At 65.2% G+C, this 14224-nt stretch carries 12 protein-coding genes; 5 read left to right on the top strand and 7 right to left on the bottom strand.

From position 1 onward, the window contains the following. Positions 1–68: 68 nt before the first annotated feature. Both N2605_RS15765 and N2605_RS15770 read right to left on the bottom strand, forming a co-directional pair. Entirely contained in the window at positions 69–1577 is a 1509-nt protein-coding gene (locus N2605_RS15765) for a DEAD/DEAH box helicase (protein ID WP_260347214.1), read from the bottom strand. 300 nt (positions 1578–1877) lie between these two features. Continuing rightward, entirely contained in the window at positions 1878–2843 is a 966-nt protein-coding gene (locus N2605_RS15770; RefSeq protein ID WP_260347215.1) for a helix-turn-helix domain-containing protein, read from the bottom strand. Positions 2844–3048: 205 nt separating this feature from the next. Here N2605_RS15770 and N2605_RS15775 point away from each other — a divergent pair, with 205 nt between their 5' ends. The 4 genes from N2605_RS15775 (at position 3049) to N2605_RS15790 (ending at position 7757) form a co-directional block, all read left to right on the top strand. Then, a complete protein-coding gene (locus tag N2605_RS15775) occupies positions 3049–4563 on the top strand; it encodes a caspase family protein (RefSeq protein WP_225149557.1) in 1515 nt (504 codons plus the stop codon). A 378-nt stretch (positions 4564–4941) separates the two neighbouring features. Next, positions 4942–5382 (top strand): hypothetical protein, encoded by a 441-nt coding sequence (locus tag N2605_RS15780; RefSeq protein ID WP_225156025.1) that lies wholly within the window; start codon positions 4942–4944, stop codon positions 5380–5382. Between the two features lie 211 nt (positions 5383–5593). Next, on the top strand, positions 5594–6811 hold the full coding sequence (locus N2605_RS15785; RefSeq protein ID WP_260347216.1) for an FAD-dependent oxidoreductase: 1218 nt from the start codon (positions 5594–5596) through the stop codon (positions 6809–6811). Between the two features lie 178 nt (positions 6812–6989). After that, a complete protein-coding gene (locus N2605_RS15790) occupies positions 6990–7757 on the top strand; it encodes an outer membrane protein (protein ID WP_036022935.1) in 768 nt (255 codons plus the stop codon). Between the two features lie 111 nt (positions 7758–7868). On the opposite strand, the gene N2605_RS15795 is transcribed toward N2605_RS15790, so the two are convergent. From N2605_RS15795 to parE, 4 genes are all read right to left on the bottom strand, one after another. Continuing rightward, the gene (locus tag N2605_RS15795; RefSeq protein ID WP_260347217.1) at positions 7869–8639 is read right to left on the bottom strand and encodes an SDR family NAD(P)-dependent oxidoreductase; all 771 of its coding nucleotides are present in this window, start codon (positions 8637–8639) and stop codon (positions 7869–7871) included. Between the two features lie 21 nt (positions 8640–8660). Further along, positions 8661–8846 carry a hypothetical protein gene (locus N2605_RS15800; protein WP_036000069.1) on the bottom strand — a complete coding sequence of 62 codons (186 nt, stop codon included), beginning with the start codon at positions 8844–8846 and terminating at the stop codon, positions 8661–8663. 193 nt (positions 8847–9039) lie between these two features. After that, positions 9040–9822 carry an outer membrane protein gene (locus N2605_RS15805; RefSeq protein ID WP_057029089.1) on the bottom strand — a complete coding sequence of 261 codons (783 nt, stop codon included), beginning with the start codon at positions 9820–9822 and terminating at the stop codon, positions 9040–9042. 441 nt (positions 9823–10263) lie between these two features. Continuing rightward, positions 10264–12306, bottom strand: coding sequence for a DNA topoisomerase IV subunit B (gene parE, locus N2605_RS15810; RefSeq protein ID WP_035999934.1), 2043 nt, complete (start codon positions 12304–12306; stop codon positions 10264–10266). Between the two features lie 274 nt (positions 12307–12580). On the opposite strand from parE, the gene N2605_RS15815 reads away from it, so the two are divergent. Beyond that, a complete protein-coding gene (locus N2605_RS15815) occupies positions 12581–13111 on the top strand; it encodes a DedA family protein (protein WP_035999932.1) in 531 nt (176 codons plus the stop codon). 53 nt (positions 13112–13164) lie between these two features. Here N2605_RS15815 and N2605_RS15820 read toward each other — a convergent pair whose 3' ends face one another. Then, complete coding sequence (locus N2605_RS15820) at positions 13165–14160, bottom strand: MBL fold metallo-hydrolase (RefSeq protein ID WP_035999929.1); 996 nt, start codon at positions 14158–14160, stop codon at positions 13165–13167. Positions 14161–14224 lie beyond the last annotated feature (64 nt).

A 14224-nucleotide genomic window follows, 5' to 3' on the forward strand; every position in this document is an offset into this window, starting at 1 on the left:
CGTTCACGGGGCATCCAAAAAATTGTAGATCGAGGATCTTCAACCGAAATCTGGCGCGCCAGCGCGCTTCAGGCGCCGGCGGGGGAGCGCACCGGCCGCAGAAGAAACGCCGGCAGATGCGAGTGATCGCCCGGCTCGCTGTCGATCTCGCGCTGGCGGCGCGGCTCGGGACGGCCGATCGAGGGCACATGCGACGAATTCGCTTGCGGGCGCACACCATTGCGCGGCTCGGATGATTGCCTGGCTTCGCGCGGAGGCCGTGCCTCGCGTGCCGGCCTCGCCTCGGGAGCCGCCCGTGCCTCGCCACGCGCCTCGCGCGGCTCGTGGCTGCGCTCGCGGTCATGACCGCGCCGCTCGCCGCGCTGCGGCTTGCCGCGTCCGCCGCGTGAACGCTCGCGGCCGCGCTGCTCGCGCGGACGCTCGCCTTGTTCGCCCGCTTCGGCGTGGACTTCATAGTCGCCTTCGGCGCGCGGAATGCTCTGGCCGATCAGCTTCTCGATCGCCGCCATCGACTTCTGGTCGAGCGGTGTCACGATCGAGATCGCGGTGCCGGTTCGGCCGGCGCGGCCGGTGCGGCCGATGCGGTGGACGTAATCGTCGGCGTGGTGGGGAACGTCGAAATTGAAGACGTGGCTGACCTCGGGAATGTCGAGGCCGCGGGCGGCGACGTCGGAGGCGACGAGGAGGGGCAGCTCACCCTTGCGGAACTGGTCGAGCGCGGCCATGCGGGCCGGCTGGTCCATGTCGCCGTGCAGGGCACCGACGCTGAAGCCGTGCTTCTGCAGCGATTTGTGAACGATCGCGACCTCGCGCTTGCGATTGCAGAAGATGATCGCGTTCTTGAGGTCCTTGGCCTCGCGTAGCAAACGGCGGAGCAATTCGCGCTTCTCGTGCGCCTCGCGGCCGGCGGGCACCTGGGCTTGCGTAACGGTGACGGCGGTCGTGGCGGGCTTGGAGACCTCGACCTTCTGCGGATTGTGCAGGAAGGCTTCGGTGATGCGCCGGATTTCCGGCGGCATGGTCGCGGTGAAGAACAGGGTCTGCCGCGTGAAGGGAACGAGCTTGCAGATGCGCTCGATGTCGGGGATGAAGCCCATGTCCAGCATGCGGTCGGCTTCGTCGATGACGAGCAGTTCGACGCCGGTGAGCAACAGGCCGCCGCGCTCGGTATGGTCGAGCAGCCGGCCGGGGGTGGCGATCAGCACGTCGACGCCGCGCATCAGCTTGGCATCCTGGTCGCCGAAGGAGACGCCGCCGATCAGGAGGGCGACGTTGAGCTTCTGGCCGGCGCCGTAGCGATCGAAGTTTTCCTTCACCTGGGCCGCGAGCTCGCGGGTTGGCTCGAGGATCAGCGTGCGCGGCATGCGCGCCCGGGCGCGGCCCTTTTCGAGGATGGTGAGCATCGGCAGCACGAAGGCCGCGGTCTTGCCGGTGCCGGTCTGGGCGATGCCGAGCACGTCCTTGCGTGCGAGGACGTGGGGGATCGCCTGTTCCTGAATCGGGGTGGGGGTGGTGTAACCGGTGGCCGCCACTGCGGCGAGGACTTTTTCGGACAGTCCGAGATCTGAAAAGGACATTGAGCCTCTGGTCGAAACCGCCGTTCGGAATCGAGGGTAATAAGGCTGTCGCGTTCCACCCCGAAACGGCGCGCTCTCGAAGAAGCTGGGGGTGCTGACTCACGCGGACAAAGCGCAAGGCTCAGGAATCGCTCTTCGATCTGAGCCGCGTCGACCCGGAACATAGGCGGGAATTGGCCAAAGTCAATGGAGCGGGCGCGGGAAGAGCCTAAAAAGCCTGAGGTTTTTGCCCAAATCACGGGCGCGGCTGGGGTTTTCCCCCGAGCCCCCTCCGCCTGGCCGCAACCGCCTAGACAGCAGCTAAGGCCCGTCCGTGCCTTTGGCCCGGAAATCACCTGGGGCCATGCCGTAGGCGGCGTTGAACACCCGGTAATAGGTCGCCAGGCTCTCGAAGCCGCACGAGGCGGCGATGTCGGCGATCAGCCGTTCCGGCGCCTCGCGCAGCAGGCGGCGGCTCTGTTTCAGGCGCTCGTCGGTCACCGTCTGGGAAAAGCTCTTCTCCGCCATCTCGAACAGCATGTGCAGGTGACGAACGGAGACGCCGAGCAGGTCGGCCACCATGGCTGGCGCAAGATTGGGGTCCTGAAGGTGGCGCGCGATCAGCCGTCGGGCGTGCGAGAGGCGGGCGGTCCGCAGTGCCTCCTGTCCCCGCCGGCTTCCGGGCCGCACGATGCCGCGCTCGATCAGCGCCAGGTGGGCCAACGCCTGGACTAACGAGGTCTGGACGGCAGAGGCCGTATCGTCCGCGGCGATTTCGCCGAGATCGGCGAAGCAGGCCGCGAGCAGGGGCGCCAGGGCCAGATCGTTGAAGGTCCGGGGCGCCAGCTCGCGCATGCGCTTGTCCTGCACCGGGATGTGGCTCACGGGGATCTTGAGGATCCGCAGGTGGAAGCCCCCGGTGCCCAGCGGGGCGGTGCGGTACGGCAGGTCGGTATGGCTGGTGGCGAAGCTGCCATTGGCAATGGCAAAGTCGCTTGCGCGCATGCCGCCGAACCAGCCGCCGCTGCCGAGCTGTTGGTAGACGCAGATCGCCTCACCCGGGGCATAGGCGATGTCCGACGCGCTGCGCTCGACCGCGTAGGGCGAGGCCTTCAGCTCGACGAGGCCGGCGCCGCCCAGCTTACGCAGCGAGAATTCGCCGAAGAAGTCCGCGCGCCGCTCGCGCGCGAGCTCGGCGGTGACACCGAACAACCCCTTGGCGCGCACCTCGCGCCAATAGTCGAAGCGATCCTTCGGGTCGACCTCGTCCGTACACCAGTGCAACACGGCAGCCCCTCGCTTCCGGCGAAATTGTCCAAAAGGAAACAGATTCCAGCGGAATCGGCCATAGTCGGATCGTACAATCGGAGCCCCCCGGGGTCCTTGAACCGTCGTCAGGTCTGGGCCGACTATCACACAGCGGCAGGGGGGTCCCATGAACTGCCGTTCGAAGATCGGTGGCAGGGCCGGTTCTGCAACGGGAAATTTTGTGATGACGCGTCGGCTTTTCAGAATTCTGGCGGCCCTTGGCCTCGCGGTGGGCCTGAGCGGTTTCGCGGGGCCCGCCTGGGCCGCTAAGCGCGTCGCGCTCGTCGTCGGCAACAACGACTACAAGAACGTGCCGAAGCTGCTCAAGGCGGTCAACGACGCTCGCACCATGGGCGACACCTTGAGGCAGCTCGGCTTCTCGGTGATGGTCGCCGAGAACCAGAGCCGGCAGCAATTCTCCGAGACGCTGCTCGCCTTCGACAAGGCCATCGAGCCCGGCGACACCGCCTTCTTCTTCTATGCCGGCCACGGCTTCGAGATCGCGGGCCAGAACTATCTGCTGCCGACCGACGTGCCGGCTGCGACGGAAGGGCAGGAGGAGCTGGTGCGCGACGCCTCGATCCTGGCCGACCGCATCGTCGAGCGGCTGCAGAACAAGAAGGCGCGGACCTCGATCCTGGTGTTCGACGCCTGCCGCAACAATCCGTTCGAGCGCAAGGGCACCCGCGCGGTTGCCGGCGCCGGCGGGCTCGCGCCGATGACCCAGTTGCCGGAGGGCGTGTTCTCGGTGTTCTCCGCGGGTCCCCGCCAGACCGCGCTCGATCGGCTCTCCAATGACGACGCCAATCCAAACTCAGTGTTTACGCGCACCTTCGCCAAGGAGCTGCTCAAGCCCGGCGAGAATCTGGTGCAGGTGGCGCAGCGTACCCGCCGTGCCGTCAGCGAGCTCGCCGACACCGTGAAGCACAGGCAGGTGCCGGTCTATTTCGACCAGATGGTCGACGATGTCTTCCTCAGCGGCCTCGCCAAGGACACCGCCGCGCGTTCGGACGATCCGCCGCCCACGAAGCTTGCGGCGCTGCCGCCGGTGTCGGTGCCGCAGATGCCCAAGGAGGAGACCCTCAACGCGCCGATCGCGAGCTTCTCGCGTCACAATGGCGGCTGGAGCGTGACCTTCTCTTTCGCCGATCCGACGCTCGGCATTTCCTGGCGCATTGCCGGCACGGGCGATTTCCGCGAGACCGGGTTCATCGACACGCTCGATCCGCGCACCCGCAAGCGGATGCCGAACCCGTCGATCGAGCTGCCGCCGGATGCGCAGGCTGGCACCATCGAGGTCCGTTATGTCGATCAGTCCGGCGACATGCAGGGCCCGTTCCCGATCAGGTTCGATCCCGAGGCCGCGCTGATCCGCGACCAGCGCAAGATCCTCGACATGACCTCGACGAGCTGGCTGTCGTTCCGCGAGTTCAACGGGCTGCTCGTCTACTACACCCATCTCGTCTCCTACCGCTGCGCCATCCGCGAGGTGCGCATCGGCGTCGACAGCGCCGTGCCCAACCAGGTGCTGAAGATGCCACCCTGCGACATGCGCGACCCCAGCGCGGTCAGCGCCGGCATGCCGCTCTACATGAAGCTCGCGCCAAGCACGAAATCAGTCTCGGTGGAGCTGACCTATCGCGACGGCAGCGTGTCGGAGATCAAGAGCTTCAGGAGCGCGAACCGGAGTAATAATTGACGTCCTGTTCGATTGTGACGGGATGATCTTGCGCAGCGGCCGAACTTAAATCGGACAAGCCAAGGTGAAAGTGCTAGAGCCGGGAATGACAAAATTCCTTATTGTCGCGCTCCTGACGACGCTTCCGGTTCTGGCTCAAACGAATCCAGTTCCCACAGCCCCACCTCTCACCGATCGCGAACGCGTCCAGGCGGACCGCGCGAAGGCCGCCGAGGATGAGAAGGGGGCTCCGGCCACGCGACCATGGGATCGCGACGCCGATGGCAAACGGCCGTGGGACCGCAAGTCGCCAAAGTCCTGAGACGCGAAGCTCGCTTCCCCCGCGGAAGGAACAACTCCTGCCGGGCTGGATTGTCTGCCAAACCAGGGAGACGATCCATGATCCGTAAATCCATCCTCGTCACGATCGCTTGTGCTGCGCTTTCGACGGCCGCCCTTGCTCAAGGAGGCGGTGGTGGCGGAGGCGGTGGTGGTGGCGCAGGCGGCGGTGGCGCAGGTGCGGGTGCCGCGGCAGGCACGGGGACCGGCGGAACCAGCGGCGGATCTGCGGCCTCATCGGGCGCCGGAATGGGAACGTCACCCAGCAGTGCCAATTCCGGGCCGTCGGCTCCCTCCGGCATGGGAACGCAGGGCACCACCACAGGCGCCAACATCAACACCAATAACAGCCCGACCAATCCCAACGTTCAGGCGCCGACTGCCGCCGGCAAGTCGCCCACGGCAGCTCAGGCCGAGCGAAACATGGGTGCCGGGCGCGCTCCGAATGGGGTGCCGATCGGCAGTCCGGGGTCCGGGACCAGCAACGAGGATCAGAAATAGTCGAACGCGATTGTCACGGAAGGCCCGCACGAAGCGGGCCTTTCATTTGGCGCCGGTCTGCTGCTCCCAACGGGCATTGATCCAACTGCGCCCTGCATAATTAGGACTCTCTTTGACCTGAATCGCGCTAGTATCGGCGGACATCTCTTCATCGATACTCACCTCGCGGTTCGCGTCTGCAGTGACACCCAACCCACAATCTGACAGGACCATGAAAGTCCGCTGCTGCGTCGTCGGCGGCGGACCTGCCGGCATGATGCTCGGCTACCTCCTGGGACGCGCCGGCATCGACGTCGTGGTGCTGGAGAAGCATGCGGATTTCTTCCGCGACTTCCGCGGCGATACCGTGCATCCGTCGACGCTTGAAGTGATGGATGAGCTCGGCCTGATCGACGGCTTCCTGAAGCTGCCGCACCAGCGCCTGCAAAAGATGGACGGCCTGTTCGGCGGCACGCCTGTGCGCATTGCCGATCTCAGCCGGCTCCATACCAAATACCCCTTCATCGCCTTCATGCCGCAATGGGACTTCTTGAATTTTCTGCGCGAGGCGGGCAGGCGCTTTGCCTCGCTCGAGGTGATGATGAGCACGGAGGCGATCGATCTGATCCGCCGCGGCGAGACGATCGCCGGCGTGCGGGCGAAGACGCCTGAGGGCATCATCGACATCGAGGCCGATCTCACCATCGCCTGCGACGGCCGGCATTCGACGGTGCGCGAGCGCGCCGGCCTTAGCGTCGAGGAGATCGGCGCGCCGATGGACGTGCTGTGGTTTCGCGCCGGCCGCACACCCGAAGAGACCGAGAACGTGTTCGCGCGGGTCGAGCCCGGCAAGATGATGATCACCTTCGACCGCGGCGATTATTGGCAGTGCGCTTATGTCATCGCCAAGGGACAGTACGATGCGGTGAAGGCGAGGGGACTTTCGGCGCTGCTCGACGACGTCGTGCGCATGGCGCCGATCCTCCGCTCCGGCACCGCCGAGGTGAAGAGCTTCGACGACGTCAAGCTGCTCACCGTCGCGATCAACCGTCTGACACGCTGGACGCAGCCGGGCCTGTTGTGCATCGGCGATGCCGCACATGCGATGTCGCCAATCGGCGGCGTCGGCGTCAATCTCGCCGTGCAGGATGCGGTTGCGACCGCGAACCTCCTGGCGGACAAGCTGCAGCATGGCTGCCCGTCCGAGCACGAGCTCGATGCCATCAGGCGCCGTCGCGCGTTCCCGGTGAAGATGACGCAAGCTATGCAGGTGGTCGTGCAGAACAACATCATCAGTGGCGCCTTGCAGGGCGGCGACCGGCCGCTGAAGGTGCCGCTGGTCGTGCGCCTCATCACCGCGCTGCCATGGCTCCAGGGCATTCCAGCGCGCCTGCTTGCGCTCGGCGTGCGGCCCGAGCACGTGCATTTGCGCGCCGCGCCGCAATCCTAGCGGAGGACTTCGGTAGGGATAACGCGGCGTGAATTCGCGCGCGATGCGTTGCACGCTTGCAACATCGCCATCGGATTCACGGCGCGATGCGGGCCCAACCGCCACGTTAACCGTGTTGATTTCAATTTTAGTAAGAGCCGTCTGTGACCGTGCGTCCATCAAGGACACGGGGTGTACCATGCGTAATAAGTTGATTGCCGCCTTTGCCTGCACGACGGCTCTGGTTTCGACCGGCGCGGCCTCCGCCGCCGATCTCGGTGCGCGCTACACGAAGGCGCCCGCCTATGTCGAGCCGCTGTTCAACTGGACCGGCTTCTATGTCGGCGGCCACATCGGTGGCGCATGGACCAACCAGCAGTTCATCAACAACGGCACCGGCGCGGCGTTCGGCGATCTGCTGCCGGGAGAGGGCTATCGCCAGCGCAACGCGGGCGTCATGGGCGGCGCGCAGATCGGCTACAATTGGCAGGCCAACAATTACGTGTTCGGCGTGGAAGGCACGATTTCGGGTCTCGACAACAAGGGCTCGTTCACGAACACCGTGTTTGGCGCCGCGGATGACGTGTTCTCCTGGCGTACCAACGTGCTCGCGACCGTGGTCGGGCGCGCCGGCTTCGCCGTGCAGAACAACCTCTTCTACATCAAGGGCGGCTATGCCGGCGCGAACAACCGCCTCTCGGTCACCGACACCGTCGGTGTGGCGACGGGCTCGGGCGGACAAACCCATTGGGCCAACGGCTGGACCGTCGGCGCCGGCTGGGAATACGGCGTCACCCGCAACTGGATCGTCGGCCTCGAATACAATTACGCGGCCTTCACCAGCCAGACCTATCAGCTCGGCGGCACCTCCGGAAACTACACCTTCGATGCCAAGCCGCGCGACATCCAATGGGCCGTGGTGCGCGCGAGCTACAAGTTCGACGCACCCACCATCGCCCGCTACTGAGCACGTCGACGCAACGCGACCAACGATCAAGAAAAGCACTGTCTCAATTCAAAAGCCCCGGCGTCGTCCGGGGCTTCTTTTTTGCGTTGTTGGATGGCGGGCAGGCCGGCTTCAGGCCATCACCGAGAATCCGCCGTCGACCGGGATCGCCGTACCCGTGACGAAATTCGACGCGGGCGATGCCAGGAACACGGCGATGCCGGCGAAGTCGTCGATGTCGCCCCAGCGCCCCGCAGGCGTGCGCGCCAGCACGCGCTCGTGCAGCCCCGAGACCTGCTGTCGCGCGCCGCGGGTGAGATCGGTGTCGATCCAGCCCGGCAGGATGGCGTTGACCTGGATGTTGTCCGGCGCCCAGGCATTGGCGCAGGCGCGCGTATACTGCACGATGCCGCCCTTGCTGGCCGCATAGGCGGTCGCGAAGCTCGCGCCGAAGATCGACATCATCGAGCCGATGTTGATCACCTTGCCGTTGCCGGACGCCTTCAGCGCCGGATAGGCCAGCTTCGAGCACATGAAGGCGCTGGTGAGGTTGGTGTCGATCACCTTGTTCCACTCGTCAAGCTCGAGCTCGTGCGGCGGCTTGCGGATGCTCATGCCGGCATTGTTGACGAGGATGTCGATGCGGCCGAGCTCCTTGACGACACGGTCGATCATGGCTGCGACCGCCGCCTTGTCGGTCACGTCGGTGGCGACGGCGATCGCCTTCACGCCGCGCTGCCTGAGATCGGCCACGGCGGCGGCGGACTTGCTCTCGTTGCGTCCGACCACGGCGATGTCGGCGCCGGCATCGGCGAGGCCGCGCGCCATGCCGAGCCCGATGCCGCCATTGCCTCCCGTGACGATCGCGACCTTGCCGCGGAGATCGAACCGGCTGGATGTCATGCTTGGATTCCCTGAGTTCTTCTATTGGTTGCTCTGCCAGATCAGCACCAGCCCGAACCCGGCCATGGCTGCGCCATAGCCGGCCCAGTGCAGCTGGTTGACCATGAAGCTCGATCGCGGCCACGGAACCGTGCCCGTGCCCTGTCCAATCCAGAGCAGCCCGAGAGCGGTTGCAAACAGGCCTGCCACCAGCAGAAATCTGCGCATGCCTTCCTCCCATCGGTCCGCTTCTGTCGCGCTCCACGGCATCAACGACTGCCGCAGCCACGAAAACTTGCCGACAGACTAGCCGTAGCTCTGGTACGGACACAATGGGCCGTGGCCGCAAGGACGCTAGCTAGGCCCAATACGAAAAAGCCCCGGCGATGCCGGGGCTTTGACGCTTGATCGTGAGATCAGATCAGTACTTCGCGACGACCGGACCGGTCCAGTTGAAGCGGTAGACCAGCGAGGTCGAGATCGTCTGGTTCCAGCTGTTGGCGCGGACGCTGTTGATGGTCGGGAGGTCGCCGATATCGGTGCGGATAGCCTCAGTCTTGGCATTGTAGAAGGCCGAACGGTACTCGGTCTTCATGAACCAGCCGGGCGAGGTGATGCCGAAGATGTTCAGGCTGTTCTCGACGCCGCCGCCGATGAACCAGCCGTGACGATCGTAGCCATTGAGGTGAACACCGGCCGGGGTACCGCCGAGCGTCGTGAAGTTGGTGCGGCCGAAGTGAGCGCCGGAGTAACCGCCGTTGACGTAGGAGAGAACGTTCGGAGCGACCAGCCAGCCGAGGCGCACGCCCGCGGCCCAAGAGGTCTCCAGCTTCTGGTTACCAGTGATGTCGAAGATCGGATCCTGGATGGTGGAGCGGATGCTGCCGAACTGAGCGTCGCCAAACACACCGGCGACCCAGGTGCCGCTGAACTGCCAGTCGTAACCAGCGCCGACCGTACCAAACCAACCGGAACCGCCCTGACGCTGGGTGATGGTCAGCGGGGTACCCGTGGCGGTGTCGACAATCTGCTGGTCAGCATTGGAGAGGCCGCCGCCGCCGCCGCCGAAGACGTAGAAGCCGGTCCAGTTGGCGACGGGCGCCGGCATCGGGGCCTTCGCGTAGGGACGGGCGCCCAAGTCGGCAGCCGAGGCCGTGCCGGTCATCGCCGCAACCGCGGTCAGAGCGAGCAATGTCTTCTTCATTTTAAATCCCCAAACCTTGTCGGCGCGAGCGCACTGAAGTCCGTGTCATCTGATGACCGGACTATAGACGGTTCTTGCCGAAATGCTGTTGCCGGACAGGCACAGTCGCCGGAAAACGCCGGCGTGGGGGTATTTTGCGGCGGCCGCGCCCAGATCTAGAAAAATTGTTATGTTTCAAGGCCTTGACCGAATTCTGGCGACTCGATTTTGAGTAAGGTTTCGTTAGCAAATTCGGTTTTGTCCGAGACGGAGGCAATCCTGCTCCCGGCCGCAGCATCCGCTGAGTCGCTGGCCGAGTCGCCGCGAGACGAATCCGGAAAGCAACGAAGATCCCGGCAGCACACAAGGCAAACTGGTCCGAAACGGCGGCCGCTGCCCCAAAGACACAGCCCCGGCTTTGGGCCGGGGCTGTGTTGGCGTGCGGCCGGTCTGGTTGCCGCCTCAAACGTCCAGCAGCTCGTCGCTGGCAAACTCGGCCTTGTCCGAGATGAAGGCAAAGCGCGCCTCGGCCTTGGTGCCCATCAGCCGCTCGACCGAATCCGCCGTGGTGTCGCGGTCGTCGGCCAGCAGCACCACCTTGAGCAGCGTCCGCCTGGCCGGGTCCATGGTGGTCTCCTTGAGCTGCGCCGGCATCATCTCGCCGAGCCCTTTGAAGCGGTTCACCTCGACCTTGGCGTTGGCGTTGAACGCGCTCTTGAGCAGCGCCTCCTTGTGCGCGTCGTCGCGGGCGTAGACCGACTTGGAGCCGTGGGTCAGCTTGTAGAGCGGCGGCACCGCGAGGAAGAGATGTCCCTCGTCGATCAGCCGCGGCATCTGGCGATAGAAGAAGGTGATCAGGAGCGAGGCGATGTGGGCGCCGTCGACGTCGGCGTCGGTCATGATGATGATGCGCTGATAGCGCAGATCCTCCTCGCGATATTGCGCGAGCGTGCCGCAGCCGATCGCCTGCACGAGGTCGGAGAGCTGCGCATTCGCCGTCAGCTTGTCCTTGCCGGCGGAGGCGACGTTGAGGATCTTGCCGCGCAGCGGCAGCACGGCCTGGGTCTTGCGGTCGCGCGCCTGCTTGGCGCTGCCGCCGGCCGAGTCGCCCTCGACGATGAACAGCTCCGAGCCCTCGGTGCCGGCATCGGTGCAGTCGGCGAGCTTGCCGGGCAGGCGCAGCTTCTTGCCGGCGGTCTTGCGCGCGGTCTCCTTCTCCTGCCGCCGCCGCAGCCGCTCCTCGGCGCGGTCGATGACGAAGTCGAGCAGCCGGTTGGCCATGTTCGGATTGCCCGACAGCCAATGGTCGAACGGGTCCTTCATCGCCTGCTCGACGATGCGTTGCGCTTCGGCGGTGGCGAGGCGATCCTTGGTCTGGCCCTGGAATTCAGGCTCGCGCACGAACACCGAAAGCATCACGGCGGCGCCCACCATCACGTCTTCCGAGGTGACGGAGGCGGCGCGCTTGCCCTGGCCGACGCGCTCGGCGTGATCCTTCAAGCCGCGCAGCAGCGCGCTGCGCAGGCCGGATTCGTGGGTGCCGCCGTCGGGCGTCGGCACGGTGTTGGTGTAGGAGGAAAGGAAGCCGTCGGCATCCGCGGTCCAGGCCACCGCCCATTCGCAGGCGCCGTGCGCGCCGTTGCGTCCCGACTTGCCGGAGAAGATGTCCGGATGCACCAGCGTGTCGGCGTGGATCGCGGCAGCGAGATAGTCCTTGAGGCCGCCCGGGAAGTGGAACGTCGCTTCCGCCGGCACGTCCTCGACGCCTTTGAGCAGCTCGGGCGCGCAGTTCCAGCGGATCTCGACGCCGCCGAACAGGTAGGCCTTCGAGCGCGTCATCTTGAACAGGCGCTGCGGCTTGAACGCGGCCTTCTGCCCGAAGATGTCGGTGTCGGGCTTGAAGCGCACGCGCGTGCCGCGGCGGTTGTTGACCTTGCCGAGGTCCTCGAGCTTGCCCTTGGGATGGCCGCGCTCGAAGGTCATGCGGTAGAGCTTCTGGCTGCGCGCGACCTCGACTTCGAGACGCGAGGAGAGGGCGTTCACCACGGAGATGCCGACGCCGTGCAGACCGCCCGAGGTCTCGTAGACCTTGCTGTCGAACTTGCCGCCCGAATGCAGCGTGCACATGATGACTTCGAGCGCCGACTTCTTCGGGAATTTCGGATGCGGATCGATCGGGATGCCGCGGCCGTTGTCGGTGACGGTCAGGAAACCGTCCGCACTCAGCTCGACTCCGATGAAGGTCGCATGCCCGGCCAACGCCTCGTCCATCGAGTTGTCGATGACTTCGGCGAACAGATGATGCAGCGCCTTCTCGTCGGTGCCGCCGATATACATGCCAGGCCGACGCCGCACCGGTTCCAGCCCCTCGAGCACCTCGATATCGGCTGCCGTGTAATCGGCTTCCCCGCCACTGCGCGGCGCCGCCTTGACGGCTGTGCGGGGCTTCGGCTCGTCACCGCCGAAGAAATCGTCTTTTGCTTTTGGCTTCAACTGCTTGGACATATATCTTGATGGGTTTTGAGGGCCGCAGAAGCGGCGAATCGGTTAAGCCGACTATGCCACTTCTGACTTGGAAAGGTTACCGTAGGGCGGACTGGGCGCTGTGGGTTGGGAGCGAATCCGGGCGATTTTACGCCGCAGCCTCGCCATTTCCCGGCAATTTGACGTGCCGGCTTGGTGATGTCTGGGTTTTGTGACTTGATGTCACACAAGTCCTTGGCTTACCAGTCCTTTTCATCGAGCAGCACCTTGAGACGGGGCGGGAAGGCTATTTTGGATGGAGCAGTTTGCGCACGCCCTCACTGACTTCGTGCGCGTTCACCAGGCTTGGGCAGCGCCAATCGTGTTCGTGCTGGCCTTCGGAGAGTCGCTCGCCTTCATCTCGCTGCTGGTCCCGGCCTGGGGCGCGCTGGTGGCAATCGGTGCGCTGATCGGGGTCAGCGGCATCAACTTTTTTCCGGTCTGGATTGCCGGCGCCCTCGGCGCGGCGCTGGGTGACTGGGTCTCCTACTGGTTCGGCTATCGCTACAAGGAGAAGGTCGCCGAGATGTGGCCGCTCTCGCGCTATCCGGGACTGCTCCCCAGAGGCGAGGCTTTCGTGCGCAGCTGGGGCGTCCCCAGCATCTTCATCGGGCGCTTCTTCGGACCCCTGCGCGCCTCGGTGCCGCTCGCGGCCGGCATCTTCGAGATGCCCTATTGGACCTTCCAGGCTGCAAACTTCGTCTCGGCCCTGATCTGGTCGGCCGTGCTCCTGCTGTTCGGCGACGTGCTCGCCAAGATCATGGAGTGGATCTGGCGGGTGATCTGACCGGGCAACGGGGCCGCCCGGTCAGGGCGTCAGGCCAAGCCTTCTAAGCAAGCCTACAGCGATGCGTTCCAGATCGCGGGGATCCAGCGATATCCGGAGCCGTCCTTCTCGACCCGGACGAGACCGGGGAAGGCGGCGTGGAAGGCCTGGATCGGCATCTTCTCGGCAATCGCCATGTCGTAGAGCTTGCGGCGCGTCTGCTGGGCCAGCGGTTTGTCGACGTCGGATGCGATGTTCCATTCGGGATGCTTCACGAACAGGAACGCTGCGCCCGCGGTGATATCCACCTGCACCAGCACCTTCTCGGCGCCGGAGGCGACGATGAAGGAATTGTGGCCTGGCGTGTGGCCGGGGCTCGCCACCGAGGTGATCCCGGGCGCGACCTCCTTGCCGGCCTCATATTGTGTGACCTTGCGGCCCAGGGCATCGAACACGCGGCGAATGTTCTTGAAATTGTTCTCGAGGATCGGATTGCCCATCCCCTTGCTCATCTCGCCGTCATCCATCCAGAACTTCCATTCCACCGCCGGAACCATGATCTCGGCATTGGGGAAGGCGGGCTTGTTCTCGGCCGCCAGCAGGCCGTTGATGTGGTCGCCATGGAAATGGGAGATGATGACGGTATCGACCGCCGCGCGGTCGATGCCGGCGGCGGCGAGATTGTTTTGGAATTGGCCGACCTTGCCCTTCGACTGCGTGAACTGGTCGGGACCGAGCCCGGTATCGATGACGACGAGCTTCGGTCCGGTGTTGACCACCACCGGGTTGAAGGTGTGGGTGACCTTGTCGGCCGGCAGGTGGTGCTCGGCGAACACTTTGTTGATGTCATCCTTGCTGGCGCCGGCGGCGTAATTGTCGGTCAGATTGACGGTCGCAACGCCATCGCAGACCACCGTGACCTGGTGGGTGCCGACATTGTAGCGATAGAAGCTCGCATTCTGCTTCTCGGCCAGCGGCGCGGCGGCGCCCGCGGGCGAAATCTTCACGAAAGGCAGGAGCGCCGATGCGGCGGCGCCGGCTAGCGTTGCGCGACGAGTAATCTCGGTCATGGTGATGTCCTGAGGCTGGGTGCGAACGGCTCGGGGCCGGCGAAGAGGTTGTGTCCCGCCGGTC

The organism is Bradyrhizobium yuanmingense (assembly GCF_025200905.1).
GTDB classification, from domain to species: Bacteria; Pseudomonadota; Alphaproteobacteria; order Rhizobiales; family Xanthobacteraceae; genus Bradyrhizobium; species Bradyrhizobium yuanmingense.

Excerpts from the sequence above, each read along its gene's own strand:
- N2605_RS15765 (WP_260347214.1), bottom strand. The coding sequence starts at position 1,577 with ATGTCCTTTTCAGATCTCGGACTGTCCGAAAAAGTCCTCGCCGCAGTG.
- N2605_RS15775 (WP_225149557.1), top strand. The coding sequence starts at position 3,049 with ATGACGCGTCGGCTTTTCAGAATTCTGGCGGCCCTTGGCCTCGCGGTG.
- N2605_RS15780 (WP_225156025.1), top strand. The coding sequence starts at position 4,942 with ATGATCCGTAAATCCATCCTCGTCACGATCGCTTGTGCTGCGCTTTCG.
- N2605_RS15785 (WP_260347216.1), top strand. The coding sequence starts at position 5,594 with ATGAAAGTCCGCTGCTGCGTCGTCGGCGGCGGACCTGCCGGCATGATG.
- N2605_RS15790 (WP_036022935.1), top strand. The coding sequence starts at position 6,990 with ATGCGTAATAAGTTGATTGCCGCCTTTGCCTGCACGACGGCTCTGGTT.
- N2605_RS15795 (WP_260347217.1), bottom strand. The coding sequence starts at position 8,639 with ATGACATCCAGCCGGTTCGATCTCCGCGGCAAGGTCGCGATCGTCACG.
- N2605_RS15800 (WP_036000069.1), bottom strand. The coding sequence starts at position 8,846 with ATGCGCAGATTTCTGCTGGTGGCAGGCCTGTTTGCAACCGCTCTCGGG.
- N2605_RS15805 (WP_057029089.1), bottom strand. The coding sequence starts at position 9,822 with ATGAAGAAGACATTGCTCGCTCTGACCGCGGTTGCGGCGATGACCGGC.
- parE (WP_035999934.1), bottom strand. The coding sequence starts at position 12,306 with ATGTCCAAGCAGTTGAAGCCAAAAGCAAAAGACGATTTCTTCGGCGGT.
- N2605_RS15815 (WP_035999932.1), top strand. The coding sequence starts at position 12,581 with ATGGAGCAGTTTGCGCACGCCCTCACTGACTTCGTGCGCGTTCACCAG.
- N2605_RS15820 (WP_035999929.1), bottom strand. The coding sequence starts at position 14,160 with ATGACCGAGATTACTCGTCGCGCAACGCTAGCCGGCGCCGCCGCATCG.